Consider the following 26,249-nt stretch of genomic DNA (forward strand, 5'->3'; position numbering starts at 1 on the left):
GGTTGCAACCAGAGGCCAGGTACCTGATCCAAGAGCGTCCGATTCGGCGGATGACGGAGGACCACAGCGGAATGCTTGGATCTGTAACTTGTCTTCGAGCTTATCGAGTACGCCCTGCAACGGACGGCTCGCGTATTACTCGCGACTGTTTGCGCAGTAGTAGAGATTGGTCTGGCCAATTGAGGAGGCGTCGAAGAATGCGCTGCGGCGGACGTCCCTAAGACGCGTACGGTCAGGAAAACAGTCTGAGCGAGTATTCAGGATGGGCAGACGGGCTCAATAAGGCGGTGGCGATGTCTGGGCGGCTGCCAGTTCCTGGGTAGACCGGCGACCGTACTGGCTTGATGATCGGCGAGTATGCCGAGTATAGGTAGTACGCTGGCGATCCGAGCATGCGGGTCAACGCGGCTGAGCTTGGCGGTCCAGATCAGTGTGTAGACGGTGGCGGCACGGCGGCCGCCTTCCTCCGAGTCGGCGTGGCGGTTAGGCCTTCGCCGAGCTTGCGCAGATTGTCGCCGCTGCAGCACGGGCAAGGCAGAGGCGGATGCACGATGCGCTCGCGCGCCAAATGCTCGGGCTGCGGCCTCCCCGGCGGCCGCCAACGCTCGAACGGGGGAACGTCGGTCTTCTCAGACTCGGCCCGCTCGGCTGCCATCTTGGCGGCCCCGTCATGCTCGGCCGCATGCCCCTCGAGATCGGCAAATTCGAGCTCAAGGTGGTCCAGCCCCGATGCACGTTCTAACGAGGACCCAAACGTTCGTGCTTGAGTTTGGCTGGTTGTAAGGATGATTTGCTCGATCAGCAGCCTGCGAGCGCGGAGCTCAGCTTCGAGATTGTGCACCTCGGCCTGTGCCGCCAGCGGGATGCAGTCGGCTCGGTTAGCGCCTCCGGGCCTGCGGAGCGTCTCGATATTATCGGGAAGCAAACCGGCTGTCACGATCACCGGCGATGGAGACGCAGCTCCGGCTGGCGCCTATCGCGTCGCCACCTCCTAGCGCTCAACCAACAGCTGTCGACCGCCAAGTCCGCTGCGGATGCTGCCAGTCCCAGCGGCGTTCGGGTGATCGTCACAGCCCCATCCGCCGCCGATGGATGGCATGATGAAGCGACCGCTCTCCAGCCCACGACGAAGAGACTTACGCCCTCGCCGTTCTGCCACAGTACCTTGTGACGGCCACCACTGCGGTCCCGGAGTACGAACAGAAGGCTGCCACGGGTTGACGCTTAGGCTCTACGGGACCTTTAGCGCCGGCCCATGGTAGCTCCTGCGCATATCCGGTGCCCGGCCGATAGCCACACCTGGGTGTCGGAGGGGAGGATGGTCCGCCCGAAGCGCCAGGATCAATGGCGTTAAACGTCCTTTCAAAACTCCCCACTTGACATTACCGATGCGCACCTCTCAGCTAAAGACCTGTTTTTAGATCAGTTTGGATAGGTGCTATAATGATGAAATTGTCCGATGAAAGATTGATTGAGCTGGCGCAGACATACCGTACTCCGCTCTACGTCTTCCAAGAGAGTATTATTCGGTCTAGGTGCAAGCAGCTTAAAGACGCCATAACATACGAAAGCTGCAAGATCCGATATGCTTGTAAGGCGCTGACCCTTCAAGCTGTTCTTCGCATTATGTTGGATGAGGGATTTTGGATAGATGCTTCGTCCGTCAATGAGGTTCATCGCGCTCTTCGGGCAGGGTTCAATCCGGAGGAAATCTACTATACGGGTGAAGGAGCAACTGCCGCCGTATACAAATTTTTGTGTGACAGAGGGATTTTGATCAACTGCACATCCATTGATCAACTGCATCTTCTTGGAACAAATAAGAGAGGGCATCAATGCTCTATAAGAGTTAACCCAGGAAGAGGTCACGGGGAAAGCAACAAGACAAATACCGGCGGGCCCGGGAGCAAGCACGGAATCTATCTTGATCAGATCGATGAAGCACGGTCAGTTGCAAAATACTACGGATTGAAAATCATCGGCATCCATTCGCACATCGGCTCGGGAGCGAAAACCGAAGAGTGGAAGAAATGGAATGAAATAAATGAGACGACTCTGGCTATAGCGCGCGATTTCTCTACTGACCTTGAGTTTGTCAATTTAGGCGGTGGTCTTCCTGTTTCGTATAGGCCTAGCGAGAAGCCGATGGATATCATCCAATGGGGTCGTGAGGTCTCGCGTAGCATGCGTCGACTTGCCGACGACATTGGACGCAATGTCACACTTTTTATTGAGCCAGGCAGATTCCTCGTGGCAGAGTGCGGACTATTGCTGGCAGAGGTTCAATCAATAAAAACGACGCCTGCCGATGATGAATGCTCAGGGTATAGATACATAATAGTAAACACGGGTCTCAATCATAACATACGGCCTGCTATGTACGGCAGTCATCACGAAATTAGATTCGTTTCTTGTTCGAGTACGCCAAAGTCAACGCAGTTGCAGTATGTCGTCGCAGGGTATCTATGTGAATCTGGAGATGTGTTTACCGTCGGCAAAGATGGTCGATTGCTGCCTCGCGAATTCCCGGAGGTGCGAGTTGGAGATTTGATGGTTATGGAAAATGTCGGAGCTTACAGTCACGCTATGAAGAGTGAGTACAATTCCATGAATTTGCCCGCCTCGGTCCTGATTGACAATTTGGGACGAGCGCGCGTGATTGAGAGAAGGGGAACACTAGACGACATCATGCGCCGGGAAGTGGAAGCGTACGATGAGGGACGTGATATCGGAATGTAGTGTGGTCGAGCGCACGTAGCGCCGCCGGCCTCCGGTCCATCGGGCGGCGTATTCAGTCGTGGAACGGGCAGCAGGCGTCATCGCCGGGTTTTCTGGCGCTGATGCTTAGAACCCCTTGGGTACCAATTGCGGCAAATCTCCTACGGTGACGCCTTGCTGCCAGTTGGTGATCCAGCTTGCGCTAGACTCTCGCAATCGTGCAATGCAATGATGGACATCATGCGACCGTAGACCGTGGATTTATCCTTGGCTGATCGGCGGGCGCTGAAGAAGAGGTCGGGCTCAGAACAGGTATCATGTGAGTCCACCCAGACTTCTACAGCCTCCCGGCAAAGCTGGCCCTCAATGACCCCCGATAAATCAAACAGCCATTTCAGAGGTGCATTGGGGTCCGGCAGGAAAAACCGCTCATTGAGTGGGTCAGCTTGGCGAAAGGCGTCGAAAACGTCTTGGCTAACTTGGTACGACATTTGCCTGATCGAGGGTCCTATCGCCGCAACTAGATCTTGTTTGCCTGAAAGTTGACGAAGTGCGCCAAGAACATTTGCAACTATGCCACTTAAGCATCCTCGCCATCCGATATGAGCGGCTGCTACGGAACGTCCGGACTTGGAGGCAATTAGAACCGGCACGCAATCGGCAGCAAAGATTGTTAAGGCGAGGCTAGGTCTATTTGTGACCATCGCGTCTGCGCGGGGATCGGGTCCGCTTACAGCTTCTTCAACGGTCCAGACTTTCGCAGAATGGATCTGAAAGCAATTCACAAAACGATAGCTGCCGATGCCTAGAGCATTTAGGGCAATGCGCCGATTTTCTTGTACTAGTATCGCGTCATCACCTGAAGCAAGGCCGCCATTCAGGGTGGCGAACTCGTGCTTGCTCACCCCACCTTGTCTCGTGAAAAAGCCGTGAACCACCCCAGGTATTGCGGAGAGAAGAGGAGATGTGATGTGCTTCATGGGTTTCCAACGTGCCCCTTGTACCATTCAAACCTAACTGCGCTACCGCGATCGATTAGCCCCGTAAATGTGATGCGCGCTTGATTCCTGCGAGATGACGTGGCCCAAATCTCGTCAGCTACCAATTGGATTGGAAGAACCTCGGTCACTTCCGAAACAATAGGGCTAATTTCCTGAACAGGAATTTCGTCCGAGATGACATAGATCATCTCCCCGTTCATGGCAGGTCGATAGAATTGGCTAGAAGTGTACATTCGGCCCGAAGGCTGTTCAAACATTCTTGCGCGAATCTCCACCTCGAAACGAGCGCTCGTTCCTTCAAATTCTGCGGGCACTGCATAGATTAGCTCGCGCGCGTCTCCCCCCTTAACTTCAACTCGAGTATTTGAGAATGGCGATAACGATCGACCGTTTAAGTACAAGCTGCCCACTGCAAATACCGTAGGATCGTCGATGTTCAATGGGGAGCCCGGTGTCTCAATTTTCCAGACAATGCCTTTTTCGGGATCTTGTGACCATGGGGCAAGTGCTTTACCTGCGTTCGAGACGCAGCCAACTACCTTGATCTGTCTAGGAATATCCGGCCATGTGTAGCTTAAGCGTATGATCTGTACGTAGTAGTCGGAACCAGTGTCACAGGAAGAGGGGCGCTCAAGTCGCACATACCATTTGTAGTCCGACAAGGCGTCGCGTCTGACGTGGGCCTGAATCGGTGAGACGACCTGATCGAGAGCGCGACGAATAACTTGATGTATAAGAAGAGCGTTTGAGCGCTGAGCGAGGGCGTTGAAGAGCAAAGCCGCGACGGCTCCGCCGGCGATTACCGTGCCGGCATCTTTGAGAAATCCGTAAGTGGAAAAGTACCCGACCGCATATGTAGTGATAGAGAGCACAGCGATGAGCAGCGCCCAGAGTAGCGCAAACCGATCAATCCACTGTCGAGTCGTGCCTTCACTATCATCCATGGACGACTTCCTTCGATTTTGCGGATATTGCAGCGCGGACTTCAGGCAGAAGAGCTTTTCCGCAGCTGGTCACTTTTTCTGGCAAGATGGCGCGATAAAGAAGGGCATCGTCCTCGATCGCGTTCCCATCATAAGTCAGGTCAAAACTGATAGTTGTCTCGCGCTCGATGGCTGACAACCCAAAATCAGATTGTCCTGACTGGTAGACAAATATTTGGGAAATGGAGCCGCCAATGCGAGCTAGCTCGCTTATTGGTATCGCCGCATGAGTTGGTTCTAGTCCTACCTGGGCAGAAATATGATCCTCATGAACAGTGGAAAGGCCGGCTCGATTCAAAAGGTGTGACGCTAACAAGGCGGAGGCTTGAAAGCGAGGGTTCAATTCTGAGATTAGTATATTGTTGTCGTGCAAAATGAAATCGAGACCGAAGACGCCAATGTAGCCAACAGTTCGAAGTATTTCTGATGTGCGTAGGATAATGTCTTCGAGTATCTGATAATGGTGAGTCGTCAAATAATCATCAAGCCGTCCAAACTCATTTCCGCAGTAGGAAAATGGATTTGCTGAGCACGCGGAGTCACCTATGATCTGAAGGCTGGGAGGGTGATACCGGACCGCGCCGCTTCTGAACCTGCAAGCGCTTACGTTAAATGATAGAGCTCCCAACAAATACGGCGCAACTGACATTATGTCTCCGACAGGAAGCGTTGTGCTGTTTAGGTCGGAGAGTAGCCCAAGGCGGTGGCCGGTGCCGCCAGTGCCGGTTGGAATGCGAGTCATTACGCGGCCCTCAGCGATTGAGAGTGGAATATCGTATTTGTCGCCAAGCCCGAGCAGAAAGGACGAGTACGGAATCGTTCGAATTCCTTGATCGCTCAGAAGTCGTTCCACGTACGGCTTGTAATTCAGAAAGGTTTCGATAGAGGGGTTGTTTGCCAAATATCTACAATGGGGCCGAACACAAAATATATTGTATAGTACGCGGGAAGAAGAAAACGGTACGATTCCGCATACGGTGCCGTCTACGAAGTCAACGATGGTGGCGCAGTACTTGCGTTGTTCGTCCTCGTTCAATTTCTCAAAAGAGAAGACGTCGTAGTTGACCCGTCGATGAATAAGCCGTTCGAGAGAGGTGGCTCTGCCGAGAAATGGGCATGCATCGAAGTCGCCGATCAGTGAGAATGCCGTCAATTCCTGGTTCAGGGTCGATAGTGCCGCGGCATCCGTCGATTTCGAGCTGTTCCAGAAGAGTCGTTGAATTCCAAGTTTTCTAAGATGGTCGGAAAGAAGGATGCTTCTTGAGGTAGGAACAAAAGAGGGTGAGGTGTTCATTTTTTCATCTGGGTGAGGAATTGCTTGATAACTGGAGGTGCGGCGCTCGCTGAGAATGCAGCCAGGATGTCGAAGGATTATTTCATGGAGCCATACGGTTGAAACTGGCGAGCTTTACGCTCTCTACCGGAATTCCCCGTCGATACTTCTGAGAGTCTGGAATAGAGAGCAGAGGCTGCATACAAATTGACACTTAGGCCGGTATACCTCACGATTATGCAGGGCGTACTCGGGAGCCGCCTTTCTGGTCGGGATTGTCAGATCTACTCCGCAGTCCCAAAAACGAGCTGCCGAAAATCTATCCGCGATTGTACATATTTTTCTTTTCGCCTCAATGGCGCCGCTGCTTGAATGCGTTCGCTTTTGGTCCGGAAACGACGATCGACCCCGTCGAACCTGGTATCTCTGCCTCTAGGAAAGGCGGACGCCGTCCCCATTGGTGCGATGCAGAGGATACGCCTTTGCGTCGCCTTTGCCTTCTGTTGCACGTCTCTGATTGACCTGCCATCGAAGTTTCATCCAGCAGCATTTGGAATCCGAGTGGATTTTGCGCCGATTGGCGCAGGTAGAGCAACGGGCGAGCGGCGGAGCTGGTCGGGGTTGCGCAGCCGATCGCCCGTTGCGGTGAATGTGGCAGCGTAGGCCGCCGGGGTCTGGTATTTCAGCGAGGAGTGAGGCCGCTCGCCATTGTAGTCGGCGACCCATGCAGCAATCTTGCTCCCTGCCTCGGCGATGCCGAAGAACAGCGTATCGTTCAGCAGCTCGTCGCGCATCCTGCCGTTGAAGCTTTCGACGAAGGCATTCTGGATCGGATGGCCCAGCTCCGGGATGATGAGGCTCGCCTGAATCCGGCAATCGTCGAGCTCTTTGACGATGTCGCTGAAGGGGGGAAATTGATAGCCGCGCTTCCGGACCAAGCGCGTGCTGAGCTGCGTCAACGCTACAGACGGGGTGAACTCGATCGGTTGGCGATCCTTGAGCTCCGGAACCGATATCGGCATGTGGTGGGTGGCGGTCGCGGCAAAAGGTGATCGCTGCTGCCGGGTTCGAGCGCCCTCTGATCCGTGCCGTGTCGCCGAGCTCCAGACATGGCAAAGCGGGCGAAGCTGTCGAGCCTTGGACCGAAAACGTTCCTCCGATCCGGCGTCTTGACCCAGACCGACCGACCATACGCCGCAGGCCGCAGAGCGGGCCTAGGAGACCGAAGCGGCTGCGGCTGGCCTGGTCAGTCGCCAAACTCCATTAAAGCTAGCTAGAGGCGCCGGAAGGGTCCGAGAGCCATGGATCCCAGAGCGCGGCTAAGCGGAGCCTTATTGTCGCAGATCGGGATCAGCGTTCTCCCGCGCTCTTGATGGTCCGATGTCCGCAAGGTCTGCGGCTCGGCCGTCCAGAAACTCGGAAGATCCGAGGAAGCGCGGGCCTTCGCGTCGGAACAGCTCGATAAGATAGTCCGCTACCGCGCGGACACGGGCGACCCTCCGGAGGTCAGAGCGAAAGAGGAGCCAAAGCTCGCGTTCCAACAGCGGCTTGTCGCAGGCAATCTCGGCAAGGCGCGGATCGTTGGCAGCGAGATATCGGGGCAGAAGCGCGATGCCAAAGCCCGCCCGCGCTGCGGCGGCTTGGGCGGCTTGGCTGTTGCCGCGGAAAGAGAAGCGCCGTCCGGCAAAATGCCGTGCCAACCACTCAGCTTCGGCGATCGAGTCGCCTGCCTTGTCGAACCCGATGAGAGGAAGCCGCGTCGCCACGTCCGATCCATAGCGCAAGCTCGAAGCGATATATAAGCCAAAGGCGATAGTGCCCACTCGCCTGGCGGCGAGTTCACTGTTCTTTGGCTTGCCGAAGCGCAAGGCGAGGTCAGCCTCTCCTCGGGCGAGGCTCAATAGCCGAACGTCGCCGATGATTTCGATGTCGATTGCGGGGTGACGCCGACGCAACCCATCTAGGCGCTCGACAAGGAAGCCCTCGGCAAGGCTGCGCCCTGCCGTAAGGCGCACCAACCCGCTCAGTCCGGTGCTTTCATCGAGCCGTCGCAGCACGGACGACGCGGCGTTGTCCATGGCGGTTGCCTCATCAAACACGGCCTTGCCGTCCAGGGTGAGGGAGTAGCCCCCGGCGCGGCGCTCGAACAAAGGGCGTCCGAGCAGCGCTTCGAGGCGGGTGACCCGTCGCGATACCGTCGCATGGGTGACACGAAGCGCTCGCGCGGTCGCGGACAGCGAGCAGTGACGCCCCAACGCAAGAAAATAGCGGACGTCTTCCCAGTCCAAATCGTCTGTGAGTTTTTTATCAGGCATTGGCAAAATATAGCGAATTCCTCCACAACCTAGGAGTGGCATAGCCTAAAGCAACGCCTTTTCGCAACGGTTGTGGGCCAAGGGATATGCCTAAGGGGGCAATGATGATGCCTAAGGAAAGCCAGAACGGTTCCGTGGCATCCTATCTGGTGTCACGGCTTGAGGAGTTGGGCGTTGAACATCTTTTCAATGTTGCGGGCAGCTATTGCAGCGGGCTGCTGGCGGAGCTCCCTAACAGCCGCCGGCTAAGGGCGGTCTTCACGACGTACGAAATGGAGGCGGCCTACGCCGCCGACGCCTATGCCCGGATTCGAGGCTTCGGTGCGATTTGCGGCACCTATGGTGTGGGCGCCCTGAGCGCGCTCAACGGGATCGCGGGTGCGTTCGTGGAGCGCTGTCCAGTGCTCGTCATCAATGGAGGACCCTCGTCCAAGCAGCAGGAACGGCAGCTCGAATATGGCATCATGTTTCTGCACTCGACGGGACCATTCAAGACAGATTTGGAGGTCTATTCACGGGTGACGGTCGCAGCCATCGTGATCGCGCGGGCTGAAGATGCGCCGGTCAAGATCGATGAGGCCTTGATCGCCTGCATGACGCACAAGCGGCCGGTCTACCTCGAGATCAGCCAGGACTTGTGGCACGAACCGTGCCCCGTCCCGGCGGGGCGACTTCAGGCACCGGTCCCACGCGTCAATCAATCTTCATTGTCGGAATGCTTAAACGAAGTGGCGGCAAGATTGGCTGGCGCGCAACGCCCGATTCTGTGGGCGGGCGAAGAGCTCGACCGATGGGATTTGCATCGCGAACTTGGTGAACTGTTGGATCTCAGCGGACTTCCATATGTCACGACTTTGGCAGGTAAAGGTCTGTTGCCAGAGACGGCAACTGGCTTTCTCGGAGTTTATGATGGGCGCTTCGCAGCGACCGATCTTCAGGAGACGGTCGGCAAGGCCGACCTCGTCCTTGCGCTAGGCACCGCGATCACGGATTTCATCGGCGACATCGTGGCCAAGGACTACGGATGCATGGTCCTGGCATCGAACGGCGGCGTGCGTATCGGACATCATTTCTATGTAGACGTGAGGCTCCGCGATTTTGTGGTCGGATTGACGGAGCGGCTGCGTGGGCAGGCTAGGCCGGCGTCCTGGGCTCCGGTCGCGGCTGCGCCGCAACCGCAAGTCGTCCCTGTCCGGGATCTCAAAGATGCACCACTCACGATCGATCTGTTGTTCGCAAACGTCTCGGAGTTCGTTCGCGGCAAGCGCGTGATCGCCGACACCGGGCTCGCCCTATTTGCCTCCGCCGGTCTCCCGATATCCGCGCGCGGCGGTTACATCGCGCAATCAATCTGGATGTCAATTGGTTATAGCGTGGGAGCATCGGTCGGAGCGGCCTGCGCCGGCGGCGAACGTCCGGTGGTCTTCGTCGGCGATACCGCTTTCCGCGAAGGGCCACAGGCGCTTTCGACGCTGGTCCAGTACGGGCTGCCCACTGTGATCTGCGTTCTCAACAACGAGATCATGGGGATTCAGCAATTCATGGGCAATCCCCGGTTCTACCAGGATGCCGGGTCTGAGCCGGATTACTACAACATCCTGCCTTCATGGGATTACGCCGCGTTGGCGCAGGGATTCGGGGCTCGCTATGTGCGGGCAGCGACACTGCGCGAATTGCACGAAGCGTTGCGAATCGCCGCCGAAATCGTCGATGGACCTATCCTGATCGATGTTGTGCTTGACCGGAGAGATATTCCTGCCGTTGTCCGCAAAGCAATTGGACCGCACGTTCCGGAAGCAGTTCGCGCAGATTTTGATGGGTTGTTGGTGTCACGTGCCGTCTATTAGGACTTGGTAGCAAGCGGATTCCGCCTCAGGGCTCGTCAGCAGGCGGTCATCCACCGCGATCCGGATCGATCCTCGGGAGAGTTACTGGCATGACTATCTTCCGCGTCCACCCGGCCCTTGGGGTTGCAAGGGTTGGCAACAGCTCTGAATATGTTATCGCCCCCGAAACGATGGCGGGACATCCGGATCCCCATGCGCCCGATGTCATCGGTGGATTGCCAATTCGGCCGGGCACCGAGCATGATCTCGTGACCAGCAGCGATCTCCGCGACAGGGAGGGCGCACTCAAGCGTCATGCCGCCCGATTCCGGATCTTCGCCTATGAAAATCTCGCGGTTGAAAGCTGGCCGCGCGGCGGCGGGGTCGAGGTGAAGATCGGCGACCGGGTCGACGGCAAGACGGTGACCGATATCATCTGGACCGTGCATGTCGCCAACAAGAAGGCAAATTGGTTCGTTCTGACAGAGGAGGGGCCGATCCAGGGGATCGACAGCTACTCCAACGGCGCTCTTCCCCAAATCCGCAATGTTCGCCTGACAACGGCTGACGAGCCGGAGCAGCCCCCAGTCGATCGACGGATCGCGATCCTGGACGACCCCGCCCGTGTAGCCAGATTGACGATCGATCCGGGGCCGCGAGCCATCTCCGGTCGAACCAACACGACGGTTGCCTTCGACCGGGTAACAACGCCATGCGCCTATGATCCGGCGCAGCAGCGTCCCGTCATTCTGCCGGATTATCCCGTGGCCTTTCCCGCATTCGCCGACATGGAGATGCTGTCCGGTCCGATCGATACGCTTGGGGAACTTAAGGCGGATGGTTCGGGGCGCCTCCTTGTTCTCGGTGGCTATGGGCGGGCAGTTGGCTGGAGGATCGACGGACAAATCGCGGTTGCAGACGATGTCAACAACAACCAGTGGTTTGACGATACGTCCGACGGTCCAGTCTCGGCGACGATCGTGTTCGACGACGGCACGCAGGTGGAGGCGGCGGGCGCCTGGGTAACCACGGCCGATCCTTCGTTCGCGCCGCAGATCCTCAACTCGGTTTCAGCCTGGGACGATATCTACGACAGTTGGGTGCGCAAGCTCGATCTTGCGCCGGATATCTTCGACCGCAACTTGAATGCCTACAGCAACCAATACAAGCCGACATTCGACGATCAGATTGCGCCAATCTTCCGCAGCGCCTCACAGCAGCGATGGGTCGTCAATCTGAGCCCGCACGGGGCATCCGCCCATGCCAAGCTTGCCGATATTTCGGCCGCGGATGATCCGCACCATAGCGAGCTTGCGGGCATCGTTCCGATCTTCCGCAATCCATTCGAGCTGGACGATCCCGAAAGCCCGCAGCACACCAACACAACCATGATGCCGCTTGCGCTCGGTGACGGTTATGAGCCGTTCCTTTCATTGCGCAAGACGCAGTACTTCTTCCTCCGGCGCTGGAATGAAGGCCGTGATGCATTTCGGCCCGGCTCCGGAACTCCGCTTGGGCCCGGTGAATACCTCGATAAAGCGGTGCTGGTGAACTGCCTGGGGGGACGGTTCAGCCCTGGCATCGATGTGACATTCGTGGTGCGCGAGCCCACGATCTATGTTCAGCCCTGGCAAACCGGCGGTACTGGGCCGTTTCGCATCAAGGGCAAGAGGCTTGATTATTCCGGCGGGCTTCGTCGCGACCGGCCGTTGCTCACCATTGGCTATGTCCCGCGACATCGCGAGGAAGATGGCCTGGAGCCCGGCGACCTTGGGAAGTTCATGGCGGTGCCGTGGCACACTGACTATAATTCCTGCGCAACTCATCCGCCCTATCCCAATCCAAAGGGCAACCGGAAGGTGTTCTGGTCCTGGCCGGCCCAACGCCCGGTGGCCGTCAATCTTGCCTCCGACGTTCACTGGGTCACGCAGCCCACGAATCCCGGCCAGCCGCCCGCCTTCAAGCCGGTGATCGGAGCGCAACGCTGGTCGGTGCGCGGCTATGGCACCGACTCACCCGAAGCCGAACGATGGGGACGATATCAGGAGCGCGTCGACATACTCGACAATTGGCACCGCGTCGGCGTGGTCTTGCAGGCAACGCGCATCGATGATCCGGCCGTGCGTATGCCGCCGAATGCCACCCTGCCACAGGACTGGTTTTTGGAAACCCGCGGTCAGCTGCGCGATACGGGCCGCACACCCGTTGTTCCATTCCCAAATAACGCGACCTACCTTGAGCAGGTCAGTGATCCCAGGCTCGCGGCGAGCGAACTCGATCCAAGGATGCTGTACCACAGGCTCCTCAACATCTCGAGTTATCCAGGTGTGCTGCGGCCCGCGCGTGCCTTCGTGGATTACTGGCTCGACCAGGCCGAGCGTCTCTCCAACGATCCCGACAAGGCCGAGCAGGACATTCGGTTCTTCGAGTATTCGGACCAGGCATTCGCGGACCGGCTCGACCTGATCTACAACGACCTCGCCGAGAATGCGGACAAAAGCGATCCGGGAGATCCCGGCAATACTGTGCGATCACGTGCTGACGCGGTCGAGCGCATCAAGCAGCTTGCACCCTTCAACCTGCTTGACGGCGCATGGCTTCGCTATATCGGCCGGGCCGGCCCGCAGGATGAGGTGCGCGCCCTGCTGTTTTCGGTGTGGATGGATGAGCTCGGAGACGGCGACGTCTCGATGCATCACTGCAATATCTACCGCGATCTCTGCCGCAGCGTGGGCTACGCACCGCCGCCGATCAATAGTCAGGAGTTCGCCTTCGATCCGACCTTCTTGGACAGCGCGTTCCAGGTGCCAGCCTTCGAGTTGGCCATCTCCCAATTCACCGAAGAGTACATCCCTGAGATCATCGGGATGACGTTGCAGCTTGAGTGGTGCGTACTGGAGTTGAAGCCGACGCGCGATATCATGGAGTTCTTCGGTATCAATCCGCACTTCTACGTCATGCATATCGGGATTGATAATGCAGTCAACGGGCATGGACAGCGAGCCGCCGAGGCGGTTCGGCTCTATCTTGGCCAAATTCGCGAAGCCGGCGGAGAGGGCGCGGCGCAGCAGGCGTGGCGACGAATCTGGAATGGCTACGTCGCTTTCGGGTCGGTTGGCACCTTCTTCGAAGACTTCAAGAAACATCTGCGCAACCGACCGACCCTGCGCGACAGGATGATCGCGCTGATCAGCGATAAGGCCAAGTTTGGCAGCCGAAACCACCAGCGTTACATGCTGGGGCCGACACGGCTCGACCAATGGTTCGAGAATCCTCCTGGCTTTTTGGATGCCATGGTCGAACATGGCTATCTCACGCCCGGAGACTGGCGGAACAGCCGGATGCGCCAGTTGCTCGATTTCCAGACAGGTCCGATGTACCGCGTCTTCACCGACGCCGAGATTGCCCTCTGGGAGGAATACACCGACAGCCTCGGTCATCCTCAACCGCCGCCGTCACCACCGGAGCCTTCGCCGGCGCGAGAAATGGCTGATCTGGTAGACAGCCTCCGCGTCGCGCAGCGCGGGGCGCTCGGTCACGAGGGAACGATTCTGGCCGATGCCACCGGTGTCACTCACAGCCTCGCATGGTGGTTCGAGCAGCCGACGACCGACTTCTTGCGGGCGCTTGCCGAGCCGCGCAATGGCTATGTCGTGCCAGGTCATCCGGAGCTCAGCGTGCTGTTCACCAGGCTGGCTGCTCCGGCCGGCCCGATGGGCCCAGTCTTCGATCAGCCGGCATCAGGAGGTGGCACGCGCCGCAACGTCTTGTTCCGCTGGATCCAGGATAAGTGCCCGGTAGCGTCAATGTTAGTGACTTCGCTGCGCATGAGTACGCCGGTGCGCAAACAAAACCTGCACCCCAGCGGTGTGGTGCGTGGAATGGGCACAATCCATTGAAGCCTGATGCTTTCGATGTCGTGATCCTCGGCGCCGGCGTGGCAGGTTGCGCTACCGCCTTGGCGCTCCATGCTGCCGGAATTACCGATATCGCCGTTGTTGAAGCGGCTTCATCGGCCCGGAACGATTGGGTCGGTGAGTCCCTGCCGCCGGATGTCTCGGAGCTGCTGAAGGCGTTGGACATGTGGGATCGATTTCGGGCCGCAGGCCACGAACCCTGTCTGGGCAGTTGTGCCTCCTGGGGCAGCCCGCTTCTAGGATATAATGACTTCCTCACCAACATTAGCGGTTGCGGATGGCACATCCATCGTCCGCGCTTCGATGCATCGTTCCGCGAGGCTGTAGCCCAACGCGGCATCCCGATCCGCCCCGGTCATCGGCTCGCCGGCGCCGAAGCGTTGATCCTGGATAGCGGCTTCCGGCTGCACTTGCGCACCCACTGCGCCGAAATTCCGATCGTTGCCAGGCACGTCGTTGATGCCACCGGTCCGCGCGCCGCCTTTGCCCGCTGCATCGGATCTTCATCGATCCAGCATGATCTGTTGGTCTTCATCACCGCTACGGCCGCGCTCGCTCCAGGAGCATGGCCTTCACGTCTGACCATGACTGAAACTGCCGAAGCAGGATGGTGGTACGCCGCGGGGCTGCCCGGAAACCGCCTGTCGCTTGCCTTTGCGACCGATCCGGAGATTTCCCGGACTAGGCGCCTCGACCACCCGACGGAGTGGCTCAACGCGCTGGCCGGGACCCGTCATATCGCTCCGCGTCTTGCCAACACGCCATTCGACCTAGGGCCGCTGATCGTGCGCGCAGCGCCGGTAACCCAGCGCCAGAGGCCCTGCGGTGCACGATGGACCGGTGTGGGCGACGCTGCTTCGATCTTCGATCCGCTCGGGTCCGAGGGCATCTACAAGGCGCTCGAGGACGGCATCCGGGCTGCCGAGGTGATCCACGCATCGCTTCGCCACGGTCAGGATCGGTCGGCCGATTACGCCGCGCGTATCGCGGCGAACACTGAAGATCATTTGAACATGCGACGACATTTCTATGCGCTGGAGCGACAATGGCCCGATAGCCCGTTCTGGACACGAAGACACATCAAGGAGCGCTCAGATCCCTCTCCCGCGCGACGCGGGATTGGTCTCTGAAATTCGTTCAGCTTTTGCGAAATATTTCTCAGGATCTTGCCACGGAGGAACTCATGACGCGAATTCTGCTGCCGTCGAACGTGGTGCCAATTCATTATGACGTTGAAATCGTGCCTCGCGTGAGCGCCTTGGCTTTCAAGGGACGATCGACCATAACGATCAAGGTATTGGAGCCAACGTCGATCATCACCCTCAATAGTGTCGAGCTCGAATTCGAGGCGACCGAGTTGAGAAGCAGCCACGGCGTCCGCACAGGAACGCCCGCGATGGATGCGGGAAGCCAGCGGGTCAACCTCCATTTCGACGAACTGGTTGAGCCAGGAATTTACGACCTGGCTATCAACTATCTCGGGAAGATCAATGAAAGTGCCGAGGGGCTTTTCATTACCAGATACGACACCGCCGCAGGCCCAAGGCACATGCTGCTGACCCAGTTCGAGGCCGTGGCGGCGCGTCGCTTCATGCCGTGCTGGGATGAGCCCGCGCACAAGGCAACATTCACCGTCAGCGTTGCGGCCTCCGCGAACGAGACGGTCTTGTCGAACATGCCGATCGAGCGAACAGAAGCGTCAGAGTCCGGGTTCCGCTTGGTGCGATTTCAGCGGACCCCGGTGATGTCCTGCTACCTACTGTTTCTATGCGTCGGCGAGCTGGACCGTCTGGAAACCAATGCCGGCGGTGTTGCCGTGTCCGTGTTGTCGAGAGCGGGGAGCTCCCATAAGGGCCAGTTCGCTCTGGAGAGCGCCGTCAAGCTGCTCGAATATTACAACGACTATTTCGGCACCCCGTACCCATTGCCCAAGCTTGATCTGCTGGCCGCCCCCGGCGGTGGCGGTTTCTCTGCGATGGAGAATTGGGGAGCTATCCTTTACTTCGAAACATCCCTACTGATCGATCCCATGCTCTCGACCGAGTCGGATCGGCAGCGCGTTTTCGTAGTCGTGGCGCACGAGATGGCGCACCAATGGTTCGGGAACCTGGTGACCATGCAATGGTGGGACAATCTTTGGCTCAATGAGGGATTTGCGTCGTGGATGGAGAACAAGGCCACGGACAAGTTCTATCCGCAGTGGATGATGTGGCTGCAATCGGAGTCGGCGCGGCAAAGGGCAATGAAGCAGGACTCGAGGGCGACGACCCATCCGGTGGTGCAAGAAATCGAGAGCGGGGAGCAGGCAGACCAGGCCTTTGACGACATTACCTATCAGAAGGGGCAGGCGGTCATTCGCATGCTCGAAAATTACGTCGGAGAAGATGTCTTCCGGCAGGGCGTTCGCACCTACATGAAGCGGTACGCATACAAGAATACAGTGACCGACGACCTATGGGCCGAGCTAACGGCCGCCGGGGCAAAGGACATCAAGACAATCGCCGATGATTTCACGCTGCAGGCGGGGGTGCCATTGATCAGCGTGGAAGGCGCTGCGAACGTTGGAGATGCTGTCAAGCTGTCGGTGAGACAGAGTCGTTTCGGACTGGATGTCGAGTCCCGCAAGCCCCTGGTCTGGCATGTTCCGGTGATCGTGGCATCGGTGCGCGGTGACAAGCCGGCCACCAGCATAATCACTTCCAGTCTGGAATCGATGCAGGCCGACGTGGCTGGCACCTTGCCCATCAAGATAAACTATGGTCAGGGGGCGTACTACCGGAGCAAATATTCCGGGGAGTCCTTCCAGCAATTGGCCGGCGCATTTGATCAACTGGCGCCTGGCGACCAGTTGGGCTTGCTTTATGACGTCTGGAGTTTGGGAGAGGCCGGAGAGTCGCCGATCGCAGCCTATCTCGACCTGACGCGCCAGATCAAGGTTGATGCCCATACCGTGATCTGGAGCCAGGTGATCGAGACCCTCCTGTCGATTGACGGCCTCTATTGGGGCCTCGGCGGAAGACAGCGCTTCGACGAGTTTGCGATTGGCATCCTCAAGCCTGCTTTTGCCCGGATAGGCTGGGACCGGCGGTCCGGGGAGGCTGACAATGTTGCTGTCTTGCGGGAGCAACTGATCGGAGCGCTCGGCCGATTGGGAGATCGGGCGGTAATTGATGAGGCCCAGACGCGGTTTGCCGGCTCCCTGGCGCATCCGGACGATCCCGGCAGTTTGCCATCTTCGATCAGGCAGCCAGTTCTGAGGGTCGTGGGATTACGTTCCGATCTAAGCGTTTATGATCGGCTCTACGAACTTGCCAAGGCAACAGTCGATCCTGTGGCCAAGGACCAGTATTTCATGGCTCTCGCAGGCGCACGCAACACAGACCTGGCTGCACGCAGCCTTGACATTGCGCTTGGAAAGGATCCGGCGACAGCGACCGGACCGACGATGATTTCGCGTGTCGCCGGGGAAAATGCTCCGCTCGCCTGGACCTTTGTTCTGTCTCACCTCAAGGAATTGAACGCCAAGCTCGATGCGATGCAGCGGGTGACGTTCGTTCCATCGATCGGCGCGCTGGGCCTCGATGCGAGCATCTTGAAGCAACTTCGGGAGTTCATTGACGTCAACGTACCTGAAGCAAACAAGGCGCAGGTGGAAAGGTTCTACACGGGAATGGCATTCCGGCTCTCGGTTCGAGAAAAGCGTATCCCGGAGATTGACGCTTGGCTTGCCGCTAGCAGCTAAGGGGTGCGAGCCAAGAGACGTGCACGATTGGCGCTACAGCCATACAGATAATCGGAGCTCCTCCTCGTTCCAGTTGGGGAGCTTCTGAAACGCCTTGAAATACAAATGAGGCGTTCCTTGCCCAAATAAACCGTAACCATTGAATGTGCTGTTGTCCCGCTCTCCTAGGGAGTGCCTGCGAGCAGGCTATCCGAGATGCTGACCTTGTGCCGCGGAGTGGCCTTTGGTCCCGGACGTGTTAGGCGAAGGACTGGATGAAATGTCGTATGTGATCGTGTCCCCGGGCGTGGTGTAATTGGCGGCGGGGCACCGCGTTCACCGGCAAGAGCCGGGCCGGTCAGCTGGCGATAGCCGGAACGCTGACGGTCGGATCATCGCTCAACAGGGCGATGGTTTCCAGCGTCATGTAACGGGCACGCTGGACGGCCCATTCATCGTTCTGCTCGAGCAGTATCGTGCCGACGAGGCGGACGATGGCGTCTTCGTTGGGGAAGATGCCAACCACCTCAGTGCGTCGCTTGATCTCGCCGTTGAGGCGCTCGATCGGATTGGTGGAGTGTAGCTTGGTCCGATGCGGTGGCGGGAAGGTCATGTAGGCCAGCACATCGGTCTCGGCCTCGCCGAGGAAGTCGGCAAGTTTGGGCAGCTTGGGGCGAAGCTGGTCGGCAACCTTCCGCCACTGCGCTCGTGCAGCGTCGGCGTCGTCCTGAGCAAGTGCGGTGGCGATGAAGGCGGAGACGACGCGGCGTCCGCTCTTGCCGGCATGGGCCAGGGCATTGCGCATGAAGTGCACGCGGTACCGCTGGCACGAGGCGTGAGCACCTTGGCGACGGTCGCCTTGATGCCCTCATGGGCGTCGGAGACGACCAGCTTGACGCCGCGCAGGCCGCGACGGGCGAGCTTGCGCAGGAACGCGGTCCAGAACGTCTCTGCCTCGGAGGGGCCGACGTCCATGCCGAGAGCCTCGCGCCGGCCGCCGCTGTTGACGCCGACCGGGACAATCACCGCGACTGAGACGATGCGGCCATTCTGGCGCACCTTCACGTAGGTGGCGTCGATCCACAGATACGGCCAGTCGCCCTCGATCGGACGGGCGAGGAACGCTTTCACCTTGTCGTCGATCTCCGCGCACAGCCGGCTCACCTGGCTCTTGGAGATCCCGGTCATGCCCATGGCCTGGATCAGATCGTCGACCGAACGGGTCGAGACGCCCTGCACATAGGCTTCCTGCACCACGGCGGTGAGCGCCTTCTCGGCCATCCGGCGCGGCTCCAAGAAGCCCGGGAAGTAGGAGCCCTTGCGCAGCTTGGGAATGCGCAACTCGACCGTGCCCGCGCGGGTCTTCCAGGTCCGGCGCGGTAACCGTTGCGCTGGGCCAGACGCTCGGGGCTCTTCTCGCCGTCGGCCGCGCCGGTCTGGCCTTCAACTTCCAGCTCCATCAGGCGCTGGCGGCAAAGCCGATTATCTCGCGCAACAGATCGGCATCAGGGGTCTTCTCCACGAGCGTGCGCAGGTTCATCATGTCGTCGGTCATCGGTGGTTCCTCGGTTGCGTTGGCGTGTCGCAACCCGATCCTACCGGAGAACTGCCGGTCACCGCCGCAAAGCCGCCCGCCCGCTACGGCGCTGTCTGGGAGCGCGCGTCCGGGCGGCTTTGCTCTACCGAGCTACACCATCACTGGGGACACGACCTCGTATGTTCGGTTAGTGTGGGGGAAGGCGGTGAAGCTCCAGCCCATTGAATTCCCGAGTGAGAATCCGCTCATCGGCCTGCTTGTTCAGCGACCATATCTGCAACTCGACCTACCGCACTTGCGTGGTTGCGGATCATCATGCTCCAAGACGGATCCTCCCACCTTTGGCCGGCAAGTGGTCCTCCCAAGATCATCGTCACGAAGGTCGCGGAGGCTGCGGGAGGCTTCGAGCTCCGGGCTTCATGAATTAAGCTGGCGACAGTGATGACAATGTTGTTGTGTTCGATTGCTGTTACCGCAACGGTCCGGTCGGAAGGACTTCCTGGCATCGCACTTCTCCGTCGCATTCAGCTTGGGGGGCGGCGTTGCACGCCTGAAGGGCTGCATCCACTCACCCCAGAAGTCTTCCGGCCTGAGGATATCGATCGTAATATACGTTATTACGTATAGATGGCAAGCGCTTCAAATGTGTCTCTTGCCTCATGGTTCGGCGGGACATTCATGCCGCGCGGCAGATTTTGGCGCGCAATTTGCGACGTTTTCGGCTTGATAAGGGCTTGACCCAAGAGGAACTGGCTAATGCAGCTGGTCTCCGGCAGGCGCTGATCAGCGAGCTGGAGGCAGGAAAGCTCGATGTTCGGCTCGACACGTTGAGCCGAGTTGCCCTCGCCCTGGATGCGACCGTGGCTGAATTGTTTCAAGAGAGCAAGCATAGCTGAGGTGATGAGCGTGCCGCGGGGTACTCTGCTGCGGCAACTCGGAAGGCCGCAATCCCGCAGCATTTCGACAGGCGGGAGCGCCCTTCTACTCCGATGGATGGAGGTTAGGGCCTCTATTTTCCCGTTTGCAGTGAAACAGGTCTGAGGCGGAGGTCTTTCGCCTTTCCTGCTCTTTCCGATTGCGCGCGTACACACTTCGTTGTGCGCTAGCCTGGGCTCGCCAATTCCTTCAGCGTCCCGCTCCAGCTAGTTTGATGCTACCCGCGTTCTAGCTCTGATGAACCCTGATGCCAGACTGTCAGCAACCAAAAATTGCGCCTGACACGCCGCTTCGTCTTGCCGATGCTGTGAAAATCGCGTTTCCTCTGGGAGGAATGACAGTTGCAGGTCTGCGACGGGAACGCGACCGTAATCGGCTGGTCATCGAGAGAATTGCCGGCAAGGAATTTACGACGCTGGCTCACATTCAACGGATGCGAGAGCTATGCCGCGACGAAGCAAGGGAGCTCGACTCCAGCTCAAGGCCGCCCGTCGGGACGAGCGCGGGAGGATCACCCACCGAGCAACCTGGATTATCAGAGACAACGGTCGGGATGTCAGCACAGGCTGCGCTGCGGATGAGGTTGCAGCAGCCGAGAAGAAGCTAAAGGAATACATAGCGTCCAAATATACACCGAAGCGGCGCGTAAGGCACATCGACGACATCCCGATCGCGGACGTCCTCTCGATTTACACCGATGCTCAGCTCCAAAAACTTCGGGATCGTTTCGTGGTGGACGGCGAGGTTGAAGACACCGTGCCGGCGATCCGAAAGTTCAAAAAGCGGATCGAGCGATTGAACGATTGGTGGGGCGCCAAAACCCTTGGTGAGGTCAACGGCGAGGAATGCCGAGCCTACAGGAAGAAGCGCTGCAATCGGGGTGGCGCGCGACGCGATCTGGAGGATTTGCGCGCCGCCATTGGCTATCATGCATCGGAGGGATTTCATCGAGAGATCGTCAAGGTCTCATTGCCGGAGAAGGGGCAGCCTCGGGACAGGTGGCTCACGCGCAGTGAGGCTGCAAAGCTGATCTGGACGTGCTGGCGCTATCGCGAAAGGCAAAAGGCGTCGCGCCGCTCTGGGGACGAAGTCAAGGCTCCAACGGCGAAACGTCCGCTGAGACATCTGTCTCGCTTCATCCTGATTGGGATCTATAGCGGGACGCGCGCAGGAGCCATCGCATCAGCCTCCCCCATGCCGGCGGTAGGGCGCTCTTATGTGGATCTGGAGCGGGGGCGGTACTATCGCCAGAAGCGGGGCGTAGCGAAGACGAACAAGCGACAGCCGACGGTTCCGATCCCTTCGCGCTTGCTCGCCCACTTGCGGCGCTGGCACCGGATCGATCCGGAGGCCAAGCATTTCGTCGAGTTCAATGGCAAGCCGGTGGCGTCGGTCAAAACCGCCTTCAAGAGCGCTGTAAGGTTTGCCGAGCTCGGTCCTGGAATATCGCCCCATACGCTCAGGCACACTGCGGCTACGTGGCTGATGCAGCGCGGTGCGGACCCCTGGCAGGCCGCGGGCTATCTCGGCATGTCGCTCGAGGTCCTGCTGAATACCTATGGTCACCATCATCCGGACTATCTCTCAGACGCTGTCGAGAAGATTGCGAAGCGCGATTCCGCACCTAGGCAAGCGGTGACGGCGGCCGGATCGGTGATTGCGTTGCACCGGCCGAAGTCGGAATGAACGCCTCGCGGTTTATAGCGCCGCGATCCGCCGATATCGCGTGGACATTTGCTGTGTGATGCTGGCCATGCGCCTGAGCGGCGTGGCTTGCCAGATCGTGGCTCTCATCTGCTGGGTCGGCGATGCTGTCGCTGGGGCAGGGCAGCGTCCCTGCGGCCAAGTGTTCTCCTACACCGTCGAACCTTCCCGCTGCTGGCGTGAGTCAGCAGAGGCTGAGCCGTGCGGCTTCCAAACGAACGAAAAGTGGACGTATCTGGTGCGGTTTCTGGTGCGGAGACGCAGAAGCGCCGAACTGAAAGCCAGCAAGTCTTTGACTTTGCTGGTGGGCCCGGCAGGACTCGAACCTGCAACCAGACCGTTATGAGCGGTCGGCTCTAACCATTGAGCTACAGGCCCCCGCGACGCCGAGGTCTTGCCGGCGGCGGGCAGGAGCGGGCCTGTCCGGCGCGGCATCGGAACCCCAACGACGGCTCGGGCTCCGTTTACAGCCTGGCCAGCAATCCGGCAATGCCGCTGCCCGATTGTTTTGGCGCGGCTCCGTCGCACGGTCCGTTCAGGCCCGCCGCGACGCTAGTCCACCGAAACCCCGGCGAATTCCACCACCTTGCGCCACTTCTCGGTCTCGTCGACGACCAGCTTGCCGAACTCCGCCGGTGTCATCGCGCGCGGGATGCCGCCGGTCTCGGTGAGCCGCGCCACCAGCTTGGGGTCCTTCAGCGCCTCGCCGACGGCCTTGTTGAGGATCTCGACGATCTCGGGCGGCGTGCCCTTGGGCGCCGAGATGCCGTAGAAGCCGACCGATTCGTAGCCGGGCACGGTCTCGGCGATCGCGGGCACGTCCGGCACCGTCGGCCAGCGCTGCGGCGAGGTGACGCCGAGCGCGCGGACGCTGCCGCCGCGCGACTGTTCCAGCGCCGTCGGGAGGTTGTCGAAGATCAACTGCACCTTGTTGGAGATGATGTCGGGAAAGGCCGGCGCCGAGCCGCGATAGGGCACATGCAGCATGTCGCATTTGGTCATCGCCTTGAACAGCTCGGCCGCCATGTGCACCGAGGTGCCGTTGCCCGAGGAGGCGAAGGCGATCTTGCCCGGGTTGGCCTTGCAGTAGTCGATGAACTCCTTGACGGTCTTGGCCGGCACGTCGTTGCTCACCACCAGCATGTTGGTGAGCTGCATGATGCTGGCGACCGGCACGGTGTCGCGGATGAAGTCATAAGGCAGCTTCTTGTAGAGCGAGGTGCTGATCGCGTTGTTGGGCGCGACGAACAGCAGCGTGTAGCCGTCGGGCGGGGAGTTGATCGCGGCCGCGGCCGCGATGTTGCCGCCCGAGCCGGTGCGGTTCTCGACCACGACCTGCTGGCCCAGGTGGTCGGACAGCCACTGCGCCATGATGCGGGCGACGATGTCGACCGGCCCGCCGGGGGCGAAGCCGATCAGCCAGCGGATGGGACGGTCCGGATAGGCGGCGAGCGCCGGTCCCGGTTTGGCGGCGAGGCCCGCCGCGACGATCAGCCCGAACAGCAGCGCGCGCGCCAGCTTCATGCCCGTCTTCCCCCATTGATTGTTGTCGTTCAGCTCGCATGCGGCGGCCCGGTCGCCCCGGCCGCCGATCGTTCAGTGCGCCGTCACTTCTTGATCAGCGGGCACGCGGGATCGGGCGGGCCGAACGCGTCATCGCCTTTGATGGTCGCGAGGATCTTGTAGTAGTCCCAGGGATATTTGCTCTCCTCCGGCGATTTGACCTGCGCCAGCACGAGATCATGCACCATCAGATTGTCGGCGCGCAGCTTGCCGTTGCGGGCGAAGAAGTCCTCGACCGGCGTCTCACGCATCTTCGCGGCGACCGCGAGCGGATCGTCGCTGCCCGCCGCCTTGATGGCGTTGAGATAGTGCATGACGGCGGAATAGACGCCGGCCTGCCACATCGTCGGCATCCGGTTCATCTTGGCGAAATAGCGCTTCGACCATTCGCGCGTCTTGTCGTCCATGTCCCAGTAGAACGAGGTGGTGAGCAGGAGCCCTTGCGCGGCCGGCAGGCCGAGCGAATGGATGTCGGTGACCAGCGCGAGCAGCGCCGCCATCTGCTGTCCGCCCTTGAGCAGGCCGAACTCGGATGCGGTCTTGATCTCGTTCATGTTGTTGGGCGGGCCGGCGGCGATGCCGATGATCTTGGCCTTGGAGGCCTGCGCCTGCAGGATGAAGGACGACAGATCGGGCGTCGCGAATGGCGGCCGCACCGCGCCGACGACCTTGCCGCCATTGGCGGTGACGACGCTCGAGGCGTCGCGCTCCAGCGAATGGCCGAAGGCGTAGTCGTCGGTGATGAAGAACCAGCTGTCGCCGCCGCGCTTGACGACCTCCTTCGCCGTGCCGGTGGCGAGCGCGCGGGTGTCGAACACCCACTGCATCGCGTAGGGCGAGCAGAACTTGCCGTGGAAATCGGCGGCGCCGGTCGACTGGGTGATGAACAGCTTCTTCTTCTCGGTGGCGATGGTCTGCACGGCGAGGCCCACCGCGGAGACCGGCACGTCGACGATGAGATCGACCTGCTCGGTGTCGTACCAGCGGCGCGCGATCGCGGCGCCGATGTCGGGCTTGAGCTGATGATCGCCGACGATGACGCTGATCGGCTTGTCCAGCACCTTGCCGCCGAAATCATCGACCGCCATCTGCGCCGCGGTGACGGAGCCCTGGCCGGTCGGCGTCGAGGCCGGGCCGTTCATGTCGCTGAGCACGCCGATCTTGACGACGTTGTCGGAGATTTCGGCCTGCGCGGCGGTCGTGACCAGCAGCGCGGCTGCGGCCCACGCCGCCCGCTTCAAATAGCTGAGTTGCAATCAGTCCTCCACCGGTACCGGCGTGACGCCGTTGTTTGTTCCGGCTCTGCCGGCCGGTCCGCCTATCTGCAATCAATCCAGGGCGGCCGTCAATCATGCCGGACGGCGGAGCGGTGGAGCGGTCCTGTGCGCTGCAATGCCGCAAGGAGTGAGGTCGTCGCGCACGCGCGCGGGATGCTCGGCCGTTCAGGCCTTGGCGGTCTTTTGCTCCTCGTGCGCAGCCTCCCACACCTCGCGCGCGGCGTCCGCATTCATGAGCGCGATACCGACACCCACGATCAGGTCCGGCCAGATCGAGGGCCACACAAAGGCGGTCACGAGACCGACCGCGATGATCGCGATGTTGGCGAAGGCGTCGTTGCGTGCGGACAGGAAGGCGGCGCGGGTGAGGCTGCCCTGGTGGTCCCTGACCCGCGCCAGGATCAACGCGCAGCCGAGATTGACGATCAGCGCGCCGAGGCCGGTCACGGTGAGCGGCAGCGGTGCGGGTGCGATCGGCGTGAAGAACTTCTCGCCGGCGGTCCACAGTCCGGCGACCGCGGGCGCCAGCAGGATCAGCGCCAGCGCCTTGCCGAGCAGCGCCCGCTGCGGCGCGCTCCAGCGCAGCGCCAGCGCAATCAGGATGTTGACCGAGGCATCCTCCAGAAAGTCGACGCTGTCGGCAAACAGCGACACCGAGCCGATCGCCAGCGCCACGGCGAACTCGATGCCGAAATAGCCGAGATTGAGCGCGGCAACGGCAAGCACGGCGCGGCGAACGATGGTTGTCGCGTCCATCAGGCGTCCTCAATCATCGAGAGCCGCGAGCCGCTCCGCCTCGGCGAGGTCGAGCGCGGTATTGGCATTGAAGAACGGATCCAGCGGAACCGACGGCCAGCTCACGGTCGCGACCTTGTAGCGCGCCGTGAAGCGGGTGACCTTCCGGATGTCCTCCGCGACCAGGGCGTGCCGGAGATCCTCGCGCAGCCCGACCGGCCACAGCCCGATCACCGGATGGGTCTGTCCGCCGGACGCCGCCACCGCCAGTTCGGCCTGCTCCGCCGCCCGCGCTGTCGCCAGCCGCGCGACCAGATCGCGCGGCAGGAAGGGGCAGTCGCCGGCGGCGCTCAGCATCCAACGTGCCTCCGGCATATGCGCCGCAACCCAGTCGAGCCCGGCGAGAATGCCGGCGAGCGGGCCCGGGAAGCCGGCGACGCCATCCGGCACGACGGCCAGGCCGTTGCCCGCGAAGCGCGCGGGGTCGCCGTTGGCATTGAGGATCAGCCGGCTGCACTGCGGCGCCAGCCGCGCGATCACGCGCTCCAGGATGGTGCGGCCGTCGACCATGCGCAACGGCTTGTCGCCGCCGCCCATCCGCTGCGCGCGACCGCCGGCGAGCAGCACGCCGGGGATCGAAGTCGAGGTCATGGCTGTCATCGCGGGCTCGTTACCACGACTGCTGCCAGGGCGTCAGCGTCGGCCCGCGCGCGATCCACCATTTGCGCCTGCGCGGCGGCCGT

At 60.2% G+C, this 26,249-nt stretch carries 16 protein-coding genes, 1 tRNA gene and 2 pseudogenes; 7 read left to right on the plus strand and 12 right to left on the minus strand.

What is annotated here, in order from left to right; genetic code table 11:
- Positions 1 to 427 precede the first annotated feature (427 nt).
- Complete coding sequence (locus QW845_RS31420; RefSeq protein WP_315805396.1) at positions 428 to 943, minus strand: hypothetical protein; 516 nt, start codon at positions 941 to 943, stop codon at positions 428 to 430.
- Positions 944 to 1,443: 500 nt separating this feature from the next.
- Here QW845_RS31420 and lysA point away from each other — a divergent pair, with 500 nt between their 5' ends.
- Positions 1,444 to 2,739 carry a diaminopimelate decarboxylase gene (gene lysA, locus QW845_RS31425; RefSeq protein WP_315805397.1) on the plus strand — a complete coding sequence of 432 codons (1,296 nt, stop codon included), beginning with the start codon at positions 1,444 to 1,446 and terminating at the stop codon, positions 2,737 to 2,739.
- 140 nt (positions 2,740 to 2,879) lie between these two features.
- On the opposite strand, the gene pgeF is transcribed toward lysA, so the two are convergent.
- The 5 genes and pseudogenes from pgeF to QW845_RS31450 form a co-directional block, all read right to left on the minus strand.
- Complete coding sequence (pgeF, locus tag QW845_RS31430; RefSeq protein ID WP_315805398.1) at positions 2,880 to 3,698, minus strand: peptidoglycan editing factor PgeF; 819 nt, start codon at positions 3,696 to 3,698, stop codon at positions 2,880 to 2,882.
- Positions 3,695 to 4,663: a hypothetical protein gene (locus tag QW845_RS31435; protein ID WP_315805399.1), complete on the minus strand. Its 969-nt coding sequence runs from the start codon at positions 4,661 to 4,663 to the stop codon at positions 3,695 to 3,697. The genes pgeF and QW845_RS31435 overlap by 4 nt, the downstream gene beginning before the upstream one ends.
- The gene (locus QW845_RS31440) at positions 4,656 to 5,996 is read right to left on the minus strand and encodes an ATP-grasp domain-containing protein (RefSeq protein WP_315805400.1); all 1,341 of its coding nucleotides are present in this window, start codon (positions 5,994 to 5,996) and stop codon (positions 4,656 to 4,658) included. The genes QW845_RS31435 and QW845_RS31440 overlap by 8 nt, the downstream gene beginning before the upstream one ends.
- Positions 5,997 to 6,511: 515 nt before the next feature.
- Positions 6,512 to 6,814, minus strand: a pseudogene (locus tag QW845_RS31445) (integrase core domain-containing protein); the annotation flags it as partial.
- Positions 6,815 to 7,306: 492 nt separating this feature from the next.
- Complete coding sequence (locus QW845_RS31450) at positions 7,307 to 8,290, minus strand: LysR family transcriptional regulator (RefSeq protein WP_315805401.1); 984 nt, start codon at positions 8,288 to 8,290, stop codon at positions 7,307 to 7,309.
- Positions 8,291 to 8,424: 134 nt separating this feature from the next.
- Between QW845_RS31450 and QW845_RS31455 the strand changes: the two genes are divergently transcribed.
- The 4 genes from QW845_RS31455 (at position 8,425) to QW845_RS31470 (ending at position 17,775) form a co-directional block, all read left to right on the plus strand.
- Positions 8,425 to 10,137: a thiamine pyrophosphate-binding protein gene (locus QW845_RS31455; RefSeq protein ID WP_315805402.1), complete on the plus strand. Its 1,713-nt coding sequence runs from the start codon at positions 8,425 to 8,427 to the stop codon at positions 10,135 to 10,137.
- A gap of 89 nt (positions 10,138 to 10,226) precedes the next feature.
- On the plus strand, positions 10,227 to 14,015 hold the full coding sequence (locus tag QW845_RS31460; RefSeq protein ID WP_315805403.1) for a LodA/GoxA family CTQ-dependent oxidase: 3,789 nt from the start codon (positions 10,227 to 10,229) through the stop codon (positions 14,013 to 14,015).
- Positions 14,012 to 15,163, plus strand: a complete 1,152-nt coding sequence (locus tag QW845_RS31465; RefSeq protein WP_315805404.1) for an NAD(P)/FAD-dependent oxidoreductase — start codon at positions 14,012 to 14,014, stop codon at positions 15,161 to 15,163. Before QW845_RS31460 ends, QW845_RS31465 begins: the two co-directional genes overlap by 4 nt.
- A gap of 53 nt (positions 15,164 to 15,216) precedes the next feature.
- A complete protein-coding gene (locus QW845_RS31470) occupies positions 15,217 to 17,775 on the plus strand; it encodes a M1 family metallopeptidase (protein ID WP_315805405.1) in 2,559 nt (852 codons plus the stop codon).
- Between the two features lie 337 nt (positions 17,776 to 18,112).
- On the opposite strand, the pseudogene QW845_RS31475 reads toward QW845_RS31470, so the two are convergent.
- Positions 18,113 to 19,309: pseudogene (locus QW845_RS31475) on the minus strand (IS256 family transposase).
- 641 nt (positions 19,310 to 19,950) lie between these two features.
- On the opposite strand from QW845_RS31475, the gene QW845_RS31480 reads away from it, so the two are divergent.
- Together QW845_RS31480 and QW845_RS31485 are read left to right on the plus strand one after the other, a co-directional pair.
- The gene (locus QW845_RS31480; RefSeq protein WP_315805406.1) at positions 19,951 to 20,187 is read left to right on the plus strand and encodes a helix-turn-helix transcriptional regulator; all 237 of its coding nucleotides are present in this window, start codon (positions 19,951 to 19,953) and stop codon (positions 20,185 to 20,187) included.
- A 484-nt stretch (positions 20,188 to 20,671) separates the two neighbouring features.
- Entirely contained in the window at positions 20,672 to 21,913 is a 1,242-nt protein-coding gene (locus QW845_RS31485) for a site-specific integrase (RefSeq protein ID WP_315805407.1), read from the plus strand.
- 320 nt (positions 21,914 to 22,233) lie between these two features.
- Here QW845_RS31485 and QW845_RS31490 read toward each other — a convergent pair.
- From QW845_RS31490 to mobA, 5 genes are all read right to left on the minus strand, one after another.
- A tRNA-Ile gene (locus QW845_RS31490) sits at positions 22,234 to 22,309 on the minus strand.
- Positions 22,310 to 22,483: 174 nt separating this feature from the next.
- A complete protein-coding gene (locus QW845_RS31495; RefSeq protein ID WP_315805408.1) occupies positions 22,484 to 23,455 on the minus strand; it encodes a tripartite tricarboxylate transporter substrate binding protein in 972 nt (323 codons plus the stop codon).
- An 83-nt stretch (positions 23,456 to 23,538) separates the two neighbouring features.
- Entirely contained in the window at positions 23,539 to 24,750 is a 1,212-nt protein-coding gene (locus QW845_RS31500) for an ABC transporter substrate-binding protein (RefSeq protein WP_315805409.1), read from the minus strand.
- A 186-nt stretch (positions 24,751 to 24,936) separates the two neighbouring features.
- A complete protein-coding gene (locus QW845_RS31505) occupies positions 24,937 to 25,527 on the minus strand; it encodes a cation transporter (protein ID WP_315805410.1) in 591 nt (196 codons plus the stop codon).
- A gap of 9 nt (positions 25,528 to 25,536) precedes the next feature.
- Complete coding sequence (gene mobA / locus QW845_RS31510) at positions 25,537 to 26,166, minus strand: molybdenum cofactor guanylyltransferase MobA (protein ID WP_315805411.1); 630 nt, start codon at positions 26,164 to 26,166, stop codon at positions 25,537 to 25,539.
- Between the last annotated feature and the right edge of the window lie 83 nt (positions 26,167 to 26,249).

This window comes from Bradyrhizobium sp. SZCCHNS3002, from assembly GCF_032377435.1.
Classification (GTDB): domain Bacteria; phylum Pseudomonadota; class Alphaproteobacteria; order Rhizobiales; family Xanthobacteraceae; genus Bradyrhizobium.

Excerpts from the sequence above, each read along its gene's own strand:
- lysA (WP_315805397.1), top strand. The coding sequence starts at position 1,444 with ATGATGAAATTGTCCGATGAAAGATTGATTGAGCTGGCGCAGACATAC.
- pgeF (WP_315805398.1), bottom strand. The coding sequence starts at position 3,698 with ATGAAGCACATCACATCTCCTCTTCTCTCCGCAATACCTGGGGTGGTT.
- QW845_RS31435 (WP_315805399.1), bottom strand. The coding sequence starts at position 4,663 with ATGGATGATAGTGAAGGCACGACTCGACAGTGGATTGATCGGTTTGCG.
- QW845_RS31440 (WP_315805400.1), bottom strand. The coding sequence starts at position 5,996 with ATGAACACCTCACCCTCTTTTGTTCCTACCTCAAGAAGCATCCTTCTT.
- QW845_RS31450 (WP_315805401.1), bottom strand. The coding sequence starts at position 8,290 with ATGCCTGATAAAAAACTCACAGACGATTTGGACTGGGAAGACGTCCGC.
- QW845_RS31460 (WP_315805403.1), top strand. The coding sequence starts at position 10,227 with ATGACTATCTTCCGCGTCCACCCGGCCCTTGGGGTTGCAAGGGTTGGC.
- QW845_RS31470 (WP_315805405.1), top strand. The coding sequence starts at position 15,217 with ATGACGCGAATTCTGCTGCCGTCGAACGTGGTGCCAATTCATTATGAC.
- QW845_RS31480 (WP_315805406.1), top strand. The coding sequence starts at position 19,951 with ATGGTTCGGCGGGACATTCATGCCGCGCGGCAGATTTTGGCGCGCAAT.
- QW845_RS31485 (WP_315805407.1), top strand. The coding sequence starts at position 20,672 with ATGCCGCGACGAAGCAAGGGAGCTCGACTCCAGCTCAAGGCCGCCCGT.
- QW845_RS31495 (WP_315805408.1), bottom strand. The coding sequence starts at position 23,455 with ATGAAGCTGGCGCGCGCGCTGCTGTTCGGGCTGATCGTCGCGGCGGGC.
- QW845_RS31505 (WP_315805410.1), bottom strand. The coding sequence starts at position 25,527 with ATGGACGCGACAACCATCGTTCGCCGCGCCGTGCTTGCCGTTGCCGCG.
- mobA (WP_315805411.1), bottom strand. The coding sequence starts at position 26,166 with ATGACAGCCATGACCTCGACTTCGATCCCCGGCGTGCTGCTCGCCGGC.